Annotated in this window: 14 protein-coding genes and 1 pseudogene; 12 read left to right on the forward strand and 3 right to left on the reverse strand. The window is 61.3% G+C overall.

What is annotated here, in order from left to right:
• Positions 1-44: 44 nt before the first annotated feature.
• From C3Y91_RS25995 to C3Y91_RS26005, 3 genes are all read left to right on the forward strand, one after another.
• Positions 45-956, forward strand: a complete 912-nt coding sequence (locus C3Y91_RS25995; protein ID WP_018074026.1) for a LysR family transcriptional regulator — start codon at positions 45-47, stop codon at positions 954-956.
• Between the two features lie 137 nt (positions 957-1,093).
• Positions 1,094-2,338: a TCR/Tet family MFS transporter gene (locus C3Y91_RS26000; RefSeq protein ID WP_018074027.1), complete on the forward strand. Its 1,245-nt coding sequence runs from the start codon at positions 1,094-1,096 to the stop codon at positions 2,336-2,338.
• A gap of 142 nt (positions 2,339-2,480) precedes the next feature.
• Positions 2,481-3,884 carry an MATE family efflux transporter gene (locus tag C3Y91_RS26005; RefSeq protein WP_018074028.1) on the forward strand — a complete coding sequence of 468 codons (1,404 nt, stop codon included), beginning with the start codon at positions 2,481-2,483 and terminating at the stop codon, positions 3,882-3,884.
• Between the two features lie 10 nt (positions 3,885-3,894).
• On the opposite strand, the gene C3Y91_RS26010 is transcribed toward C3Y91_RS26005, so the two are convergent.
• Complete coding sequence (locus tag C3Y91_RS26010) at positions 3,895-4,215, reverse strand: antibiotic biosynthesis monooxygenase family protein (RefSeq protein WP_018074029.1); 321 nt, start codon at positions 4,213-4,215, stop codon at positions 3,895-3,897.
• A 128-nt stretch (positions 4,216-4,343) separates the two neighbouring features.
• On the reverse strand, positions 4,344-5,549 hold the full coding sequence (gene carA, locus C3Y91_RS26015) for a glutamine-hydrolyzing carbamoyl-phosphate synthase small subunit (RefSeq protein ID WP_168576007.1): 1,206 nt from the start codon (positions 5,547-5,549) through the stop codon (positions 4,344-4,346).
• A 272-nt stretch (positions 5,550-5,821) separates the two neighbouring features.
• Between carA and C3Y91_RS26020 the strand changes: the two genes are divergently transcribed.
• The gene (locus C3Y91_RS26020) at positions 5,822-6,277 is read left to right on the forward strand and encodes a GatB/YqeY domain-containing protein (RefSeq protein WP_018242983.1); all 456 of its coding nucleotides are present in this window, start codon (positions 5,822-5,824) and stop codon (positions 6,275-6,277) included.
• A gap of 3 nt (positions 6,278-6,280) precedes the next feature.
• Here the strand turns inward: C3Y91_RS26020 and C3Y91_RS26025 are convergent, their stop codons facing one another.
• Positions 6,281-7,171: a hypothetical protein gene (locus C3Y91_RS26025; protein WP_168576008.1), complete on the reverse strand. Its 891-nt coding sequence runs from the start codon at positions 7,169-7,171 to the stop codon at positions 6,281-6,283.
• Between the two features lie 670 nt (positions 7,172-7,841).
• Here C3Y91_RS26025 and dnaG point away from each other — a divergent pair.
• The 8 genes and pseudogenes from dnaG (at position 7,842) to C3Y91_RS26060 (ending at position 18,486) form a co-directional block, all read left to right on the forward strand.
• Positions 7,842-9,851, forward strand: a complete 2,010-nt coding sequence (gene dnaG, locus C3Y91_RS26030) for a DNA primase (RefSeq protein WP_168576009.1) — start codon at positions 7,842-7,844, stop codon at positions 9,849-9,851.
• Entirely contained in the window at positions 9,851-11,719 is a 1,869-nt protein-coding gene (gene recQ / locus C3Y91_RS26035; protein ID WP_168576010.1) for a DNA helicase RecQ, read from the forward strand. The genes dnaG and recQ overlap by 1 nt, the downstream gene beginning before the upstream one ends.
• 170 nt (positions 11,720-11,889) lie before the next feature.
• Positions 11,890-12,618, forward strand: coding sequence for a class I SAM-dependent methyltransferase (locus tag C3Y91_RS26040; protein ID WP_168576011.1), 729 nt, complete (start codon positions 11,890-11,892; stop codon positions 12,616-12,618).
• A gap of 165 nt (positions 12,619-12,783) precedes the next feature.
• Complete coding sequence (locus C3Y91_RS26045; RefSeq protein WP_018074037.1) at positions 12,784-13,971, forward strand: glycine C-acetyltransferase; 1,188 nt, start codon at positions 12,784-12,786, stop codon at positions 13,969-13,971.
• Between the two features lie 110 nt (positions 13,972-14,081).
• Complete coding sequence (tdh, locus tag C3Y91_RS26050) at positions 14,082-15,119, forward strand: L-threonine 3-dehydrogenase (RefSeq protein WP_130664892.1); 1,038 nt, start codon at positions 14,082-14,084, stop codon at positions 15,117-15,119.
• Between the two features lie 9 nt (positions 15,120-15,128).
• Positions 15,129-15,221: pseudogene (locus C3Y91_RS38160) on the forward strand (GFA family protein); the annotation flags it as partial.
• A gap of 593 nt (positions 15,222-15,814) precedes the next feature.
• Complete coding sequence (gene rpoD, locus C3Y91_RS26055; RefSeq protein WP_018074040.1) at positions 15,815-17,872, forward strand: RNA polymerase sigma factor RpoD; 2,058 nt, start codon at positions 15,815-15,817, stop codon at positions 17,870-17,872.
• Positions 17,873-18,192: 320 nt separating this feature from the next.
• A complete protein-coding gene (locus C3Y91_RS26060; protein WP_018074042.1) occupies positions 18,193-18,486 on the forward strand; it encodes a GYD domain-containing protein in 294 nt (97 codons plus the stop codon).
• Positions 18,487-18,538 lie beyond the last annotated feature (52 nt).

Genomic DNA, 18,538 nt, shown 5'->3' on the forward strand with positions numbered 1-18,538 from the left:
GATAATCCGGATAGTGTCGAACGGGTCGTACGGAAAAATGCACAATGAACGATCTTCCTCTGAGTGATCTGGATGTCTTCACGGCGATTGCAAGGGAGCGAAGCTTCCGCGCCGCCGCCCGCAAGCGCGGGGTTTCAGCGTCTTCGCTGAGCGAGTCGCTCAGGCGGCTGGAGGAGCGGCTCGGCGTGCGCCTGCTCAACCGGACGACGCGCAGCGTCACGCCGACGGCAGCCGGCGAACGGCTGCTGGCCCAGCTGGCGCCGGCGCTCAGTGAGGTCGCGGCCGCACTTGGGGCGCTCGACAATTTCCGCGACAGGCCGGCCGGTACGCTGCGGCTCAATGTGCCGACGATCGCGGCGCGGCTGTTCCTGCCCGACATTGCCTGCCGGTTCCTGAAGCTCTATCCCGAGATCGAGCTGGAGATCGTCGCCGAGGATACGTTCATCGACGTGCTCGCCGCCGGTTTCGATGCCGGCATCCGCTATGACGAGCGCATCGAGCGCGACATGATCGCCGTGCCGATCGGCCCGCGCCGGCAGCGCTACGTCACCGCCGCTTCGCCGGCGTATCTCAAGGAAAGGGGCGTGCCGCAGCATCCGCGCGACCTGCTGGAGCACAGCTGCATCCGGCACCGGTTCCTCAGCGGATCGGCGCTGACCTGGGAGTTCGAGCGCGGCGGGGAGTCGCTGACGATTTCGCCGCGTGGAGCGCTTACCTCCAATTCAATCGAGGTGGAGCTTGCGGCCGCTGTGGCGGGACTGGGCATCATCGGCTCATTCCAGGAGCTCCTGGAACCGGGCCTTGGCTCTGGTCTACTGGTTGCTATCCTCGACGATTGGGTCAGCGAGTTTTCCGGACCGTATCTCTACTACGCGAGCCGACGGCATATGCCGGCACCGTTGCGCGCTTTCGTCGATTTTTTGAAGCTGGAACGGCCGCGCGCGCCCTCCGGTTGAGATCTCTGATAAATTCCCGTACAGCATTATCAAAAGCTTTGAAATGTTCACGGATTGTTTCGGTTTCTTTTCTGAGCTATGTCACTTTCTCGGCGACGAGATCGTCTTTTCAGAACAAACCGCTGTAGAGATGCCTCATGCTTGACCCGAAATTTGTTCGCCGCGGCCTTTTCCTGGTCTTCATCATCCTTTTCCTCGACATTATCGGCATCGCCATCATCATGCCGGTGCTGCCCGCCTATCTGGAGCAACTGACCGGCGGCAGCGTCAGCGATGCGGCGATCGACGGCGGCTGGTTGATGCTCGTCTATGCCGGTATGCAATTCCTGTTCGCGCCGCTGCTCGGAAACCTGTCCGACCGTTTCGGCCGCCGGCCGATCCTTTTGCTTTCGGTGCTGACCTTCGCGATCGACAATTTCATCTGCGGCATCGCCACCAGCTTCTGGATGCTGTTCGTCGGTCGCGTGCTTGCCGGCATCAGCGGCGGCAGTTTCGCCACCTGCTCGGCCTATATCGCCGATATCAGCACGGAAGAGAACCGGGCGAAGAATTTCGGGCTGATCGGCATCGCCTTCGGTGTCGGCTTCACCATCGGCCCCGTCGTCGGCGGTGTCCTCGGCGAATTCGGCCCGCGTGTGCCATTCCTCGGCGCGGCCGCGCTATCGCTTGTCAATTTCATCGCCGCCTGCTTCCTGTTGCCGGAAACGCTGGAGGCGAAGAACCGCCGCCGGTTCGAGTGGAAACGTGCCAATCCGCTCGGCGCGTTGCGCCAAATGCGCCACTATCCCGGCATCGGCTGGGTCAGCCTCGTCATGTTCCTGTTCTTCCTGGCGCATGCCGTCTATCCCTCGGTCTGGTCGTTCGTCTCAACCTATCGCTACGGTTGGAGCGAGGGGCAGATCGGCCTGTCGCTCGGCATTTACGGCATCGGCGCCGCGATCGTCATGGGGCTGGTCCTGCCGCGGATCGTGCCGGTGCTCGGCGAGTGGAAGACCGCTCTTCTCGGCCTCTGCTTCTCGGCCGTCGGGCTCACCGGTTATGCCTTCGCCTGGGAAGGCTGGGTCGTCTACGTCATCATCGTTGCGACCGTCATGGAAAATGTCGCCGATCCGCCGCTGCGCAGCATCGCCGCCGGCATGGTGCCGCCCTCGGCGCAGGGTGAGTTGCAGGGCGCGCTTACCAGCCTCAGCAGTATCACCACCATCGCCGGGCCGCTGATCTTCACCCAGATGTTCGGCTACTTCACGCGGCCCGAGGCGCCTGTCACCTTTGCCGGCGCGCCCTATCTTGCCGCCGCCCTGTTCATCCTGGTGGCCGCCGGCGTGTTCCTCGTGCGGGTCCGGGTCCGTGAACCGGCCGAGGCGCTGGAAGCGGCAGGTTGATCGATCAGAAACGCTGATGTGATGATGAATTTTTCATCATCTGCCTCATTTGGGGTAGTTCTTTGCGGGGCTTTGATCTAAGCCCGGATGATATTTCGCCGCAAGCTGCGGCGACGCATATTTCAATCACAGGACTGGTGTCATGGACACGCCGATCGACGCGCGCAGACTTGCGCCGACAACCGATAATCGTTGGGGCGCACATTTCCGTGCCACGCTGGCGCTCGGCATTCCGCTGATCGGCGCGCAGCTTGCCCAACTCGGCATCAACACCACCGATGTGATGATCGTCGGCCGCCTCGGCGCCGAGCATCTGGCGGCAATGGTGCTTGCGGCACAGTTCCTCTTCACGATCCTGATCTTCGGCTCGGGCTTTGCCATCGCCGTCATTCCGATGGTGGCGCAGGCCTATGGCCGCGGCGACCTCGTCTCGGTGCGCCGGTCGCTGCGCATGGGTCTGTGGGTGGTGATCGCATACTGGGTCATCATGCAGCCGGCCTTCTTCAATTCGGAGCAGATCCTTCTCTTCGCACAGCAGAAGCCCGAGGTGGCCAAGCTCGCCCACGGCTACATCATGATCGGCCAGTTCGGCGTGCTGCCGGCACTGCTCTTCAACGTCATGCGCGCGCTGGTCAGCGCCATCGGCAAGGCGGGCATCATCCTCAACGTCACCATCGCCACGCTGGTGATGAACGCGATCTTCGCCTATATCCTCGTGCTCGGGCATTTCGGCTTTCCGGCGATGGGGCTCGAAGGTGCTGCAATCGTTTCGGTCGTCGTCCAGACGGCCGGCTTCCTGTTCATCCTGGCTTTCGTGCAGCGGCGGGAAGAGACGCGGCGCTACGAGATTTTCGTGCGGTTCTGGAAGCCCGACTGGCATGCGCTGCTGGAGGTCATCCGGCTCGGTTTCCCGATCAGCGTCACCATCCTCGCCGAAGTCAGCCTGTTCACGGTGGCCTCGCTCTTGATGGGCTATATCGGCACCATCGAGCTCGCCGCCCACGGCATTGCCCTGCAATGGGCCTCGATCGCCTTCATGATCCCGCTCGGCCTCAGCCAGGCGGCGACGGTGCGCGTCGGCGTCGCGCATGGGCGGGGCGATTATCAAGGGCTGGTGCGCGGTTCGATCACGGTGCTCATCCTCGCCTGCGCCATTTCGGCGGTGGGCAGCGTGCTCTTTGCCACCATGCCGCAGTTCCTCGGCAGCTGGTTCCTCGACGTCAACTCGCCCGAGGCGCCTAAGGTGCTTGCCTATGCCGGACCGCTGATCGTCGTTGCCGGACTTTTCCAGCTCGTCGACGGGCTGCAGGTGATTGCCAATGGATTGCTGCGCGGCCTCAAGGACGCACGTGTGCCGATGATCATGGCGTTGATCGCCTACTGGCCGATCGGCTTTTTCCTCGCCTGGGCCTTTGCCTTCCCGCTGGGTTTCGGCGGCATCGGCATCTGGTTCGGCTTTCTCGTCGGGCTGGCAGCCGCCGCCGTCATGCTCTGCGCGCGCTTCTACCTTCTTCTTCGCCGCGAAGGAGTGGCGGCCGGCGCCTGATATCTCCTGATCAGGCTGCGACCGGCTTGTAGCCGGCGATATCGGCGCGGATGCCGAGCCGTTCGAACATTTCCTGCGCACTAAGGTTCGTCGTCGCCTGCGCGGCGGCGCCCGCTGCCTGCGATTGCTCGAACGCTTCGGCATTTTCCCATTCGGCGATCGTCACGAAGTTGAATTCGCCGGGTCCTGCGACCTGTTCCAGGACAGAGTGACGGGTGAAGCCTTGCTGCGTCTGCAGCAAGGCATGTGTGCACACCATATGCATCAGGAACTCGTCACGCGCCGGGGGCGGCACGGCGAACTTGTCGATCCTGTAGAAAACGCCGTTCATCCGGTTTACCCCCGCATCAGTTGTCTGCAGGCAGATCTGTAATTCCTCAAGTTAAGCTGAGGTCAATAGGCGAATAAAGAAAAAGGCCCGCCTAAGCGAGCCTTTTTTTGAATGGGCATTATTTGAAATCAGCGTTCGGCGAGCGCCGGTTCGCCCTTCTTCTCGCGCACCATGTTGATGAAGCGACGGAAGAGATAGTGGCTATCCTGAGGGCCTGGAGAGGCTTCCGGATGGTGCTGGACGGAGAAGACCTGCTTGCCGAGGACGCGCAGGCCGCAATTGGTGCCGTCGAAAAGCGAAATATGAGTCTCTTCAACGCCATCCGGCAGCGACTTCGAGTCGACCGCGAAGCCGTGGTTCATCGAGACGATCTCGACCTTGCCGGTCGTATGGTCCTTGACGGGGTGGTTGGCGCCGTGATGGCCCTGATGCATCTTCTCGGTCTTCGCGCCGAGTGCGAGGCCCAGCATCTGGTGGCCGAGGCAGATGCCGAAGACCGGGATATCGGTCTTAACAAGCGTCTTGATCACAGGCACGGCATATTCGCCGGTTGCCGCCGGATCGCCCGGGCCGTTCGACAGGAAGATGCCGTCCGGCTGCATGGCGAGTACGTCTTCGGCGCTCGTTGCGGCCGGCACGACAGTCACCTTGCAGTCGAGGCCGGCAAACAGGCGCAGGATGTTGCGCTTGACGCCGTAATCGAGGCAGACGACGTGGTATTTCGCGTCGGTCGCCTTGAGTTCACCGTAGCCTTCATTCCACACCCACGGCGTTTCGGCCCATTGCGAGGACTGGCCCGAGGAGGCGATCTTGGCAAGGTCGAGACCTTCGAGGCCGCTCCAGGCTTTGGCTTCGGCCTTCAGCGTCTCGATGTCGAAGACGCCGTTCGGGTCGTGGGCGATCACCGCGTTCGGAGCGCCGTTCTCACGGATCCAGGCGGTCAGCGCGCGCGTGTCGATGCCGCAGAGACCGATGACGCCGCGGGCCTTCAGCCATTGGTCGAGGTGCTTGGCGGCGCGGTAGTTCGAAGGGTCCGTGATGTCGGCCTTGAAGATGACGCCGACGGCGCCATGGCGGGCGGCAGGGGTCAGATCCTCGATGTCTTCATCGTTGGTGCCGATATTGCCGATATGCGGGAAGGTGAAGGTGACAATCTGGCCGAGATAGGAAGGGTCCGTCAGGATCTCCTCATAGCCGGTCAGCGCGGTGTTGAAGACCACTTCGGCCGGCACCTTGCCGGTGGCGCCGATGCCCTTGCCTTCGATGACCGTGCCGTCGGCAAGAACGAGCAGGGCGGTCGGCTTTTCGATTGTCCAGGGTGCTGTCGCGGTCATCTTCATCCCGTTTCCGGCGATCGGTCACGCGTTGCCGCGGCTGGCCGCCTTTTGATCTCGCAGGCGTGTGGACGCGGCAATGCCGCGCGCTTCAAGCCTGATCACGAATTTTGGTGCAGGTGGCGGTAAATAGCCACGCAATCGCTTGCGGTCAATCTTTGTAGCCGAGATTGCTGCCGTTTTCCTGCGCTTTATCGCACTGACCGCGCAATTTATTTGATCCCCCGCATCAGCGTGGTTTATGAAGCGGCATCAAAACAGGAGTGAAGACCATGCTGCGCGATCAACTCGCCACCCAGCTGAAAGAGGCGATGAAGGCCAAGAATGCGGAGCGGCTTTCCACCGTCCGGCTGATTCAGGCCGCGGTCAAGGACCGCGATATCGCCAATCGCGGCATTGGCAAGGAGCAGGCGAGCGACGACGAGATCCTGCAGATTCTCGCCAAGATGGTGAAGCAGCGCGACGAATCGGCCAAGATCTACGAGGAGAATTCCCGGCCGGAGCTTGCCGCCAAGGAGCGCGCCGAAATCATCGTCATCCAGGATTTCATGCCGAAGCAGCTTTCCGACAGCGAAGTGCGCGCCAACGTCTCGGCGATCATCGCCGAGACGGGTGCCGCAGGCGCCAAGGACATGGGCAAGGTGATGGCGGCGCTCAAGGAGCGTTATGCCGGCCAGATGGATTTCGCCAAGGCGTCGGCGACCGTCAAGGAACTGTTGAACGGATAAGCTTCAGATAACGCGTCTTGCCTGCGGTTCGTCACGGACCGCAGGCCCGAGCACCGCTTCGGCGGCAGCATCGATGATGGCGAATTTCGCCGCCTGATAATTCCGATATTCACGGATGAAGTGGCCCGACAGCCAGAAGTCGCCCTTGCGGGAGGGTTCCGTCCAGCCAATGCTCTCCATGGTCGCTGCCTGCATCAGAAGCCGCTTCAGGTGGGTATTGGAGATCATGAACTGTTCGCGGATTTCCCTGAGCGACAGAGGGCCGAGCACGACGCGATCGGCCGTCCTTGGAAAATCGGGAAGGCGCGATATCAGGTAGTCCATCACCAGCCCGCCGGAATTCGCCCAGTTGAAGAGGTTGAAGGTAGCACCTGGATTGCGGACCGCTTCACTTCCTATGATCGCCCTTGCGATTAGCGGCTGGATCGCTGCCATCATCGCCGAGGGGTCGGCGGTGATCTTATCGGCGCGCTCACCGCCGTCGAGGCTGTCGAGGATCATCATATGGGCGACGAGCCATCGGGTGAAATGCTGCTCGGCGATTTCGGTAGGCTCCAGGTAACGTGTGCGCTTATCGGGGCCGGGAACCGGTCGCAGGAAACGATAGGCCAGCATTTCCTGCATGAAGGCCGCGGCCGTGTTGCGGCTGGCAATGTCGTTCCTGACTGCAAAATCGATGAAGCGGCCGGAATAGAGGCCGCCGCTCTTCCCGTCGTCGGAATAACCGTAATGAAGCGCGAAGCCGGCATGGGCCATCAGCCAGCGCTGCTGCGCGGCGAAGATCGAGGCGATGCGCGGGCTCTCGCGATAGATGGCGAGCATCTGATCGGCGCAATGCAGGATGGCAGCGAGAAAGCGATCGTCTGCTGCGAGATTGTCCGCGGTAAAAGCCATTTGGAGAGGTCCAGGGAGTTCGGCGCATACATCTTTCATGCAGGCGCCGCCTGTCAACGGTTTTGTCAATAAGCGGTTAATTTCAAAGGGAGAGTTGTCGTAAGGAGAGCCACAATTTAAGAAGGCAGGAGCTGGGGGCGCTCCTGCCTTCTTGCTCTTTGCTTCCACCGGCACGCAGGGCCGAAGCCCAAGCCGGAGGGTATTTGCAAAGGCACCCTTGCGAAGCGGCGCCGGGGGTAGGGATGGTGCTTCGCTCGGGGATCGCTTTGTTGAGATCGAACCTATTGCGGTGCGGCGGCTTATTCAAATTACAAAAAAATAATAATTGCCGGAATCGGCGGATTGGGAGGCGTCGAGGCGGACTCTCGGGAGGTGGCGCAGAGGATGATGAAGCGCAATCATCTGAGGAAATAATCCATTGTTTCCAAAAGATTTTTTCTCATCTCTGTTGGATGCCGCCGCCCTCGCTGTAGCTTTTCTGACGGCGGAATTCCGGCTCTGAAGGGACAATAATGTCGCACCCTGTCGCAGGGGGCGATAACGCGTTGTTGATTGGATAATCGGAGCCGCCGATGACCGCCACATAGCCTGTGAATAGTGGGTTTTCATGACAAGTTTCGTGGCATGGAGCGGAAAAGCAGCTTATATGGAGATTGGCCAAGAGGTATAAATGCGCTTTTCCAACACCTTTCTCGATGATATTCGCGACCGCGTTCCGATTTCGAACGTGATCGCGCGCCGCGTCAGCTGGGACAAGCGCAAGACCAACGTGTCGCGCGGCGATTACTGGGCCTGCTGCCCGTTCCACGGCGAGAAATCACCGAGCTTCCACTGCGAGGACCGAAAGGGCCGTTATCATTGCTTCGGCTGCGGTGTCACCGGAGACCATTTCCGCTTCCTGACGGAACTTGAAGGTCTGAGTTTCCCCGAGGCGGTGCAGCAGATCGCCGATATGGCCAGCGTGCCGATGCCGCTTGCCGATCCTGTGATGGAGAAGCGCGAGAAGGAGCGCGGCTCGCTGATCGACGTCATGGAGATGGCGACACAATTTTTTCAGGATCAGCTGCAGACGGCGAATGGGGCGAGGGCGCGCGCCTATCTGCGCGACCGCGGATTGACGGGCCGCACCATCGAGACCTTCCGTCTCGGCTTTGCGCCCGACAGCCGCAATGCGCTCAAGGAATTCCTCGCCGGCAAGGGTGTCTCCAAGGAGCAGATCGAGGCCTGCGGTCTGGTCGTCCATGAAAACGTGCCGGTTTCCTACGATCGTTTCCGCGACCGCATCATGTTCCCGATCCTCTCGTCGCGGGAAAAGGTGATCGCCTTTGGCGGCCGCGCCATGTCGGCCGATGCGCCGGCGAAATATCTGAACTCCAACGAGACGGAGCTCTTCCACAAGGGCAACGTCCTTTACAATTTCGCCCGCGCGCGGCGCGCGATCCAGGGACCGGGCCGCAGCGACGCTCAGGACGACAATGCGACCGGCACAATCATCGCCGTCGAAGGCTATATGGACGTGATCGCGCTGCATCAGGCGGGCATCGAGAATGCCGTTGCGCCGCTCGGCACGGCGCTCACCGAAAACCAGCTCGAACTGCTCTGGAAGATGGTGCCGCAGCCGGTGCTCTGCTTCGACGGAGACGGCGCCGGCATCCGCGCCGCCAATCGCGCCGCCGAACTGGCGCTGCCGCATCTGAAGCCCGGCCGTTCCGTTCGCTTCGCGCTTCTGCCCGACGGTAAGGATCCCGACGATCTGGTGCGCGATGACGGGCGCGCGCCTTTCGACAAGGTGATGAGCCAGGCAAAGCCGCTCTCCGAGATGCTGTGGAGCCGGGAGATCAACACCGGCAAGTTCGATACGCCCGAGGCGCGCGCCGAGCTCGAGGCGCGGCTGAAGCAACTGGTCGCCGTCATCGCCGACGAGAACGTCCGTCGTCACTACCAGCAGGATATTCGCGACCGGCTGAACGCCTTGTTCCAGCCGCAGTTCCAGAACCGCAATAATGGCGATCGCCGCGGCGGCTTCAACGGCAATGGCAATTACCGGACGGGCCGCGACAATGCGGGCAAGGCAGGGCCGAAAAGCCCGAGCGTCATTTCCGAAAGGCTCGCCCGCTCAGGCCCGGTGCGCGGCCACCAGAACAATACGGCGCTGCGGGAATGCGTGCTCGCGCTGACCGTCGTCAATCACCCCTCGCTGATGATCGACGATTATGACGAGATCGCCGCGATCGAATATGACAGCCGCGAGCTGCAGCGGCTCTGGTCGGCGATGCTGGGGGCAGCCGCGGCCGTCGCCGGGCCGCATCTGACGCGCGAATATCTGACCGAAAGGCTGGAAATCGAAGGCTTCGGCCCGCTCATCAAGAGCCTCGACCAGCAGGTGCGCAATGCCCGGCTGTGGATCGCGACCGAGGAGGCGGCGATGGAGGATGCGCGTGAGGGATACCGCCAGGCGCTGGCTTCCCACAAGCGGGCGAAGGCGCTGCGCCGGCAGAAGATCGAGCTCGAGCGCGAGATCGCGCTGGCGACCGAAGCCGGCGACGGCGAGGCGATCGTTCAACTGATGCGAGCGCAGCAGGAAGTGCATTTCGAAGGGGTGCGCCTCGAGAACCAGGAGGCCATCATCGATGGCTTCGGCGTGCTTTCCGGCCGCGTCAAAGGGGCGGCGAACCACTGATGTCGCTGACTGAACGCAATGAACCGGGCTTTTCCGCTTCCGGCGCGCTGTTTTCTTCCGGCCGCTCGCCGCTCGATATCCTCAAGCAAGTCTACGGCTATTCCTCCTTCCGCGGCAAGCAGCAGCAGGTCGTCGAGCATGTGGTTTCCGGCGGCGATGCGGTCGTGCTCTTTCCCACGGGCGCCGGCAAGTCGCTGTGCTTCCAGATCCCGGCGCTCTGCCGCGACGGTGTCGGTATCGTCGTTTCGCCGCTGATTGCGCTGATGCGAGATCAGGTGGAGGCGATGAAGCAGCTCGGCATCCGCGCCGCAGCACTCAATTCGTCGCTGTCGCGCGAGGAGTTCGTCGAGGTTCGCCGCGCGCTTTCGGCGGGCCAGCTCGATCTTCTCTACGTGACGCCCGAGCGTATTCTGACCGATGGTTTCCGCGAGTTGATCGCCAACGAGAAGATCGCGCTGTTTGCGATTGACGAGGCCCATTGCGTCTCGCAATGGGGTCATGATTTCCGGCCGGAATATCGCGAACTCGGCCGGCTCGGCGAGCAATATCCCGGTGTTCCCAGAGTGGCGCTGACGGCGACGGCCGATCCGCATACGCGCGACGACATGATCGAGCGGCTGGGTTTGGATTCTGCTGAGATCTTCACCACCAGCTTCGACCGACCGAACATTGCCTACGAGATCGTCGAGCGCGACCAGCCGCGCCAGCAGTTGCTGCGGTTCCTGTCCGGCCACAAAGGCGACAGCGGCATCGTCTATTGCCTGTCGCGCGCCAAGGTCGAGGATACGGCCGAGTGGCTGAACGGGCAGGGCATTCGCGCGCGTGCCTATCATGCCGGCATGGACAGGGCGGTTCGTGACGCCAACCAGGATGCCTTCCTGAAAGAAGAGAATCTTTGCCTGGTCGCCACCGTCGCCTTCGGCATGGGCATCGACAAACCGAACGTGCGTTATGTTGCCCATCTCGACCTGCCGGGCTCGGTAGAAGCCTATTATCAGGAGACTGGGCGCGCCGGCCGCGACGGCCTGCCGTCCGAAGTCTGGATGGCCTATGGCTTGGCCGACGTCATCCAGCGCGGCCGGATGATCGACGAGGGCAGTGCCGCCGCGGAGATCAAACGGGTCGAACGCGCCAAGCTCAATGCGTTGCTGGCGATCTGCGAGACCGCCTCCTGCCGCCGCCAGGCAATTCTTGCCCATTTCGGCGAAGCGCATGCCGGACAATGCGGCAATTGCGACACCTGCCTGAAGCCGGTAGAGACCTGGGAGGGCACGGAAGCGGCGATCAAGGCGCTGGCGGCCGTCTACCGCACCGGCGAGCGTTTCGGCGCTGGCCATGTCGTCGACGTGCTCCTCGGCAATGTCAACGAAAAGACCGAACGTTTCGGCCATGCCGAAATGCCGGTCTTCGGCGCCGGCAAGGATATTCCGGCGCGCGTCTGGCAGTCGGTCTTCCGCCAGCTGCTCGCCATGGGGTTGATCCGCGTCGACCACGAGGCTTTCGGGGCGCTGAAGCTGGAGCCGGAGGCGCGTGCCGTCTTCAAGCACGAGCGGCAAGTGTTCTTCCGCAAGGACCGCCCGGCCTCGGAACGGCGCACGAAGAAGGCAGAGCGCAGCGAACGCAAATCGGGACTATCAGGCGCCGACGGCGGTCTTTTCGAGGCGCTGCGGGCCGAGCGCATGGCGATCGCCAAATCGCTCGGCGTGCCGCCCTATGTCGTCTTTCCCGATACGACGCTGATCGCCTTCGCCACGGAGCGGCCTCGCAGCCGCAAGGAATTGCTCGCCATATCAGGCGTCGGGCAGGCGAAGCTTGAGCGCTACGGCGATGCCTTCCTGGAGATCATCCTGGCGCAGGACAACGGTTAACGGACCCGCCTGATCCTTGAGATCGGGCGAGGGGGCATGGTAGTGCTGCCTCTACAGCGCCGCGCGTCTTTTCAGACGCGCAAAGGACGCTGTAGCACTTTGAATGGCTGCATAATTTTATCCTTAAATCGATTCCGATTTAAGGAATTATGCAGTAGGGAGGAGCGCCGATGGCCCAGAATATCTACGACCGACCGGAATTCTTCGCCGGATATAGCGGCATGAGACGATCCTTGCATGGGCTCGACGGAGCATCCGAGTGGCCGGCGGTACGCGCGTTGCTGCCCGATCTTGCCGGCAGGCGTGTTATCGATCTCGGCTGCGGCTTCGGCTGGTTTTCGCGTTTCGCCGTGAGCCAAGGTGCTGCAAGCGTGTTGGCGCTCGACATCTCGGAAAAGATGATCGCCAGAGCGAGGGCCGATACGACTGAAGCAGCGATCACCTACGAGATCGCCGATCTCGAGCATCTCACGCTTGCTCAAGCTTCTTTCGATTTCGCCTACAGCTCGCTAGCGCTGCATTATATCGAGGATTTCGACGGTCTGGTCGCGACGGTCTATCGCGCGCTTTTGCCGGGATCGCATTTCGTCTTCACCATCGAGCATCCGATCTTCATGGCGCCGACCAATTCCGCCTGGACAACCGATGCCGAAGGGCGGCGCATCTGGCCGCTCGACCGCTATTCCGTCGAAGGTTCGCGCACCACCGACTGGCTCGCCAAGGGTGTCGTCAAGCAGCATCGCAAGCTCGGCACGACGCTCAACACCTTGATCGCGGCCGGCTTTGCCATTCGCCATGTCGGGGAGTGGAGCCCGAACGAAGATGAGCTCCAAGACAATCCAGACTGGGCGGAGGAGCTGGACCGGCCGATGTTCCTGCTGATCTCGGTCCAGCGCTGAGAAGACAAGCCGGCGGCAATATGCTAACCCGGCGGTAGCGCATCGGCCCGAAAATCGGAATCGATTTTTGGAAAGCACGATGCGCAGATTAAAAGTGTAACAGCGTCCTTTGCGCGTCTGATAAGACGCGCGGCGCTGTAGGGAAATCTCTGGGAAAGGCCGTCCATGACCTCGCAATTTCTCTCCCATCTCAGCAACGAGATCTCAGCGCTGAAGGATGCCGGCCTCTACAAATCCGAGCGCGTCATCAGCTCCAAGCAGGCGGGCGAGATCGTGATTTCCACCGGCGAGCGGGTGCTGAATTTCTGCGCCAACAACTATCTCGGCCTTGCCGACAACGAGGAACTGGCCGAGGCCGGCAAGCAGGCGCTCGACCGATACGGCTACGGCATGGCCTCGGTGCGCTTCATCTGCGGCACGCAGGAAGAGCATAAGCAACTCGAAGCGCGCATCTCCTCCTTCCTCGGCATGGAAGACACGATCCTCTATTCCTCCTGCTTCGACGCCAATGGCGGTCTGTTCGAGACGCTGCTGTCGGAAGAGGACGCGATCATCTCCGACTCGCTGAACCACGCCTCGATCATCGACGGCGTCAGGCTTTCGAAGGCCAAGCGTTTCCGCTACGCCAACAACGACATGGCGGCGTTGGAAGAAGAACTGAAAAAGGCCGAAGGCAGCCGCTTCAAGCTGGTCGCCACCGACGGCGTCTTCTCGATGGACGGCATCATCGCCAATTTGGGCGGTGTCTGCGATCTCGCCGAGAAATACGGTGCGATGGTCATGGTCGATGACAGCCATGCCGTCGGTTTCGTCGGCAAGAACGGTCGCGGCTCCGCCGAACATTGCGGCGTCGAGGGCCGGATCGACATTATCACCGGCACGCTCGGCAAGGCGCTCGGCGGCGCCTCGGGCGGCTATACCTCCGCCAAGGCGGAAGTCGTCGAATGGCTGCGGCAGCGCTCGCGGCCCTATCTGTTCTCGAACACGCTGGCGCCCGTCATCGCCGCTGCCTCGCTCAAGGTGTTCGACCTCATCGAAAACGGCGATGCCTTGCGCAAGCGTCTTTCCGACAATGCGGATCTCTTCCGCAGCGAAATGACCAAGCTCGGCTTCACGCTTGCCGGCGAAGGCCATCCGATCATCCCCGTGATGCTGGGGGAGGCTAAGCTCGCCCAGGATATGGCCGGCCTGATGCTGAAGAAGGGGATCTATGTGATCGGCTTCTCCTTCCCCGTCGTGCCGAAAGGCCAGGCCCGCATCCGCACGCAGATGTCGGCGGCGCATTCGCGGGCGGATGTCGAGCGGGCGATCGCGGCCTTTGCCGAGACAGGGCGGGAACTGGGTGTGATTTGAGTTTGACGGCGTGCCGTGTCGCCCCCTCATCCGCCCTACGGGCACCTTCTCCCCGCTGGGGAGAAGAGGGGATAGCAAAGTCGGGCGCCAAGTAAGGGTGGATATTGTCGATGTCGAACATGATGAAGGCGCTGGTCAAAGCGAAACCGGAAGTCGGGCTTTGGATGGAGAATGTGCCGGTTCCCGAGGTCGGGCCGAACGATGTGCTGATCCGGGTGAAGAAATCGGCGATCTGCGGCACCGACGTCCATATCTGGAACTGGGACCAGTGGGCGCAGAAGACCATTCCGGTGCCGATGGTGGTCGGCCATGAATTCTCCGGCGAGATCGCCGAGATCGGCTCAGCGGTCACCCGCTATCATGTCGGCGAGCGGGTCTCCGGCGAGGGGCATATCGTCTGCGGCAAGTGCCGCAACTGCCGGGCGGGCAGGGGGCATCTCTGCCGCAACACGCTCGGCGTCGGCGTCAACCGCCCGGGTTCGTTCGGTGAGTTCGTCTGTATTCCCGAAAGCAATGTCGTGCCGATCCCGGATGATATTTCCGACGAGATCGCCGCAATCTTCGATCCGTTCGGCAATGCCGTGCACACGGCGCTTTCCTTCGATCTCGTTGGCGAGGACGTGTTGGTTACCGGCGCCGGGCCGATCGGCATCATGGGCGCGCTCGTCGCCAAGCGATCCGGCGCCCGCAAGGTCGTCATCACCGATATCAATCCGCACCGGCTGGAGCTGGCGCGCAAGCTCGGCATCGACCATGTCGTCGACGCATCGAAGGAAAACCTTGCCGACGTGATGAAGGTGATCGGCATGACGGAGGGATTCGACGTCGGGCTCGAAATGTCGGGGGCCGCACCTGCCTTCCGCGATATGATCGACAAGATGAACAATGGCGGCAAGATCGCCATTCTCGGCATCGCGCCGGCCGGCTTCGAGATTGACTGGAACAAGGTGATCTTCAAGATGCTCAATCTCAAGGGCATCTACGGCCGCGAAATGTTCGAGACCTGGTACAAGATGATCGCCTTCGTCCAGGGCGGCCTCGATCTCGCGCCCATCATCACCCACCGGATCGGTATCGACGATTTCCGCGACGGCTTCGAGGCGATGCGGTCGGGCAATTCCGGCAAGGTTGTGATGGATTGGATGTGAGGGGACGACATGCGCTATGAAGGAAGCTGCCATTGCGGCAATGTGGCTTTCGAGGTCGAAGGCGAATTCACCGAGGCGCTCGACTGCAACTGCTCGCCGTGCTTATGACGGCGCGGCGCGATAGCCACTATTCCTCAGGCTAGCTCATCGGCCCGAAAATCGGAATCGATTTTCGGAAAGCACGATGCGAGGATTGAAAGTGTTAGAGCGTCCTTTGTGCGTCCGAAAGGACGCACGGCGCTCTAAGCGCGCATATATCGTCTGCACAACTGCAAAAATGGTGGAAACAACTGCTACGGCGGGCAAAATTCTTGCTGCCCTTGTCTTTTGTTCGCCGCATCTTAAATAAGGCTTCGCAATCGCTGCCGCGGTTCGAAGCCTGTGGATAAGGCTTTTTCCGTATTTTTGTGGGCTTTTTTTCCGGAAAAGCTTGACGAGAACAAAAAATGTGGGAATCACCGTTCGACTTGTTGAATGGTGAACTGGGTCAAGGCGGATCGCGCAACCATGGCCGGAAATCCAAAAGCAAGAAAGCTTTGCTGTCCGGTGCCGGTAATCGTGGTTAATCAGGCTTTAAATGTCATCCCGTTAGGTGGGCAAAGGTGATTCGAGGGCGGCGCGTGCGGCGCGTCAGGCCCTGAGACAGCCCGTTCACCGTAGCGAGATTGGATAGCGTCAGGAAGGCGACGATATAAATGGCAACCAAGGTCAAAGAGAACGAAGACGCGGAAGTCGAACGCGACGGCGCAAGCGACGGCCCTCTTCTCGATCTTTCCGACGACGCGGTCAAGAAGATGATCAAAGCCGCCAAGAAGCGCGGCTATGTGACCATGGACGAGCTCAACGCGGTCCTGCCGTCCGAAGAAGTGACGTCCGAGCAGATCGAAGACACGATGTCGATGCTGTCCGACATGGGCATCAACGTCATCGAAGACGAGGAAGCCGAGGAAGCCGGTGCTTCCGGCGGCAGCGATGACGACGACGCCGGCGGCGACGAGGAGAGCGAAGGCGGCGAACTCGCGCCTTCGAGCGGCACGGCGCTGGCGACCGCCAAGAAAAAAGAACCGACCGACCGTACCGACGATCCGGTTCGCATGTACCTGCGCGAGATGGGCTCGGTGGAGCTTCTTTCCCGCGAGGGCGAAATCGCGATCGCCAAGCGGATCGAGGCCGGCCGCGAGACGATGATCGCGGGTCTCTGTGAGAGCCCGCTGACCTTCCAGGCGCTGATCATCTGGCGCGACGAACTCAACGAAGGCACGACGCTGCTGCGCGAGATCATTGATCTCGAAACGACCTATTCCGGCCCTGAAGCCAAGGCTGCGCCGCAGTTCCAGAGCCCCGAGAAGATCGAGGCCGATCGCAAGCTCGCAGAAGAGAAGGAAAAGACCCGTCGCGCCCGCTCCGGTGACGACGACATCACCGATGTCGGCGGCGAAGGCCTGCCTCCCGAAGAGGAGGAAGAGGACGAGGACGAATCCAACCTTTCGCTGGCGGCGATGGAAGCCGAGCTTCGCCCGCAGGTGATGGAGACGCTGGATACGATCGCCGAGACCTACAAGAAGCTGCGCAAGCTGCAGGACCAGCAGGTCGAGCAGCGGCTGTCGGCTTCCGGCACGCTGTCCACGGCCCAGGAGCGCCGCTACAAGGAACTCAAGGATGAGCTCATCAAGGCCGTCAAATCTCTGTCCTTGAACCAGAACCGCATCGACGCCCTGGTCGAGCAGCTCTACGACATCAACAAGCGCCTCGTTTCCAACGAGGGCCGCCTGCTGCGTCTGGCCGAATCCTACGGCGTCAAGCGCGACTCCTTCCTGGAGCAGTATCAGGGCGCCGAACTTGATCCGAACTGGATGAAGTCGATCGGCAATCTGGCCGCTCGCGGCTGGAAGGAATTCGCCAGGGGCGAAAACACGACGATCCGCGACATTCGCCAGGAAATCCAGAATCTGGCGACCGAGACTGGTATCTCGATCTCGGAATTCCGCCGCATCGTCCATATGGTGCAGAAGGGCGAGCGTGAAGCGCGCATCGCCAAGAAGGAAATGGTTGAAGCGAACCTTCGCCTCGTCATCTCCATCGCCAAGAAATACACGAACCGCGGCCTGCAGTTCCTCGACCTCATTCAGGAAGGCAATATCGGCCTGATGAAAGCGGTCGACAAGTTCGAATACCGCCGCGGTTACAAGTTCTCGACCTATGCGACATGGTGGATCCGTCAGGCGATCACCCGTTCGATCGCCGACCAGGCCCGCACGATCCGCATTCCGGTGCACATGATCGAGACGATCAACAAGATCGTCCGCACATCGCGCCAGATGCTGCACGAGATCGGCCGCGAGCCGACGCCGGAAGAACTGGCCGAAAAGCTGGCCATGCCGCTCGAAAAGGTCCGCAAGGTCCTGAAGATCGCCAAGGAGCCGATCTCGCTCGAAACCCCGGTGGGCGACGAAGAGGATTCGCATCTCGGCGATTTCATCGAGGACAAGAACGCGCTGCTGCCGATCGACGCCGCCATCCAGGCGAACCTGCGCGAGACGACGACCCGTGTTCTCGCCTCGCTGACGCCGCGCGAGGAACGTGTTCTGCGCATGCGCTTCGGCATCGGCATGAACACCGACCACACGCTCGAAGAAGTCGGTCAGCAATTCTCGGTCACTCGCGAACGTATCCGCCAGATCGAGGCGAAGGCGCTGCGCAAGCTGAAGCATCCGAGCCGCTCCAGAAAGCTGAGAAGCTTCCTCGACAGCTAAGGCTTCGGCCACGCCATTCTGATTGGAAAAGCCGGGCTGCGTGCCCGGCTTTTGCTTTTGTGATTAATACCAATGATCCCGGCATCTTTCTTGTCCCTCCATGGTGACAAGCCTATAATCCGGCCACGGGGGAAGGCATCGATCGCAACCCGCGAGCGAGGGCTGACGTGTGCCTGCGTGAACGAATCCTCCGCTAGATCCGGATAATTTCAGGCCTGACAGGCCTGAAATCTGAGTCTGGATCCACATCAAAGAAATAGAGCATGACCTCGTCCGAAAACCGCTGACACTTTTCGCCATCATGCTCTGGGAGGTGCGACATGACCACTTACATTCTTTTGATCAATTGGACGGATCAGGGCATCCGCAATATTCGCGACTCGGCAAAACGGCTCGATGCGGCGAAGAAATTGCTCGCCGGCGTCGGAGGCTCCTTCAACCAGTTCTTTCTGACGATGGGCGGGCACGACATGGTCGCCGTCTGCGAGGCGCCCGACGACGCCGTCATGGCGCATTTTACCCTGTCGCTGGCGATGGGCGGCAATGTCCGCACGGAGACGCTGAAGGCATTCCCGGAGGCCGCCTACCGGGATCTCATCGGCTCGCTCGGGTAGCTAAAGCCTTTCCGGGTTAGATTGAAGCATTCTGTTGGCTCAAACGGAGTCG

The organism is Rhizobium ruizarguesonis (genome assembly GCF_012349115.1).
Lineage (GTDB): Bacteria > Pseudomonadota > Alphaproteobacteria > Rhizobiales > Rhizobiaceae > Rhizobium > Rhizobium ruizarguesonis.

Excerpts from the sequence above, each read along its gene's own strand:
- C3Y91_RS26045 (WP_018074037.1), top strand. The coding sequence starts at position 12,784 with ATGACCTCGCAATTTCTCTCCCATCTCAGCAACGAGATCTCAGCGCTG.
- C3Y91_RS26040 (WP_168576011.1), top strand. The coding sequence starts at position 11,890 with ATGGCCCAGAATATCTACGACCGACCGGAATTCTTCGCCGGATATAGC.
- C3Y91_RS26010 (WP_018074029.1), bottom strand. The coding sequence starts at position 4,215 with ATGAACGGCGTTTTCTACAGGATCGACAAGTTCGCCGTGCCGCCCCCG.
- C3Y91_RS26005 (WP_018074028.1), top strand. The coding sequence starts at position 2,481 with ATGGACACGCCGATCGACGCGCGCAGACTTGCGCCGACAACCGATAAT.
- C3Y91_RS26025 (WP_168576008.1), bottom strand. The coding sequence starts at position 7,171 with ATGGCTTTTACCGCGGACAATCTCGCAGCAGACGATCGCTTTCTCGCT.
- C3Y91_RS26020 (WP_018242983.1), top strand. The coding sequence starts at position 5,822 with ATGCTGCGCGATCAACTCGCCACCCAGCTGAAAGAGGCGATGAAGGCC.
- C3Y91_RS26060 (WP_018074042.1), top strand. The coding sequence starts at position 18,193 with ATGACCACTTACATTCTTTTGATCAATTGGACGGATCAGGGCATCCGC.
- C3Y91_RS26000 (WP_018074027.1), top strand. The coding sequence starts at position 1,094 with ATGCTTGACCCGAAATTTGTTCGCCGCGGCCTTTTCCTGGTCTTCATC.
- dnaG (WP_168576009.1), top strand. The coding sequence starts at position 7,842 with ATGCGCTTTTCCAACACCTTTCTCGATGATATTCGCGACCGCGTTCCG.
- carA (WP_168576007.1), bottom strand. The coding sequence starts at position 5,549 with ATGACCGCGACAGCACCCTGGACAATCGAAAAGCCGACCGCCCTGCTC.
- C3Y91_RS25995 (WP_018074026.1), top strand. The coding sequence starts at position 45 with ATGAACGATCTTCCTCTGAGTGATCTGGATGTCTTCACGGCGATTGCA.
- recQ (WP_168576010.1), top strand. The coding sequence starts at position 9,851 with ATGTCGCTGACTGAACGCAATGAACCGGGCTTTTCCGCTTCCGGCGCG.
- rpoD (WP_018074040.1), top strand. The coding sequence starts at position 15,815 with ATGGCAACCAAGGTCAAAGAGAACGAAGACGCGGAAGTCGAACGCGAC.
- tdh (WP_130664892.1), top strand. The coding sequence starts at position 14,082 with ATGTCGAACATGATGAAGGCGCTGGTCAAAGCGAAACCGGAAGTCGGG.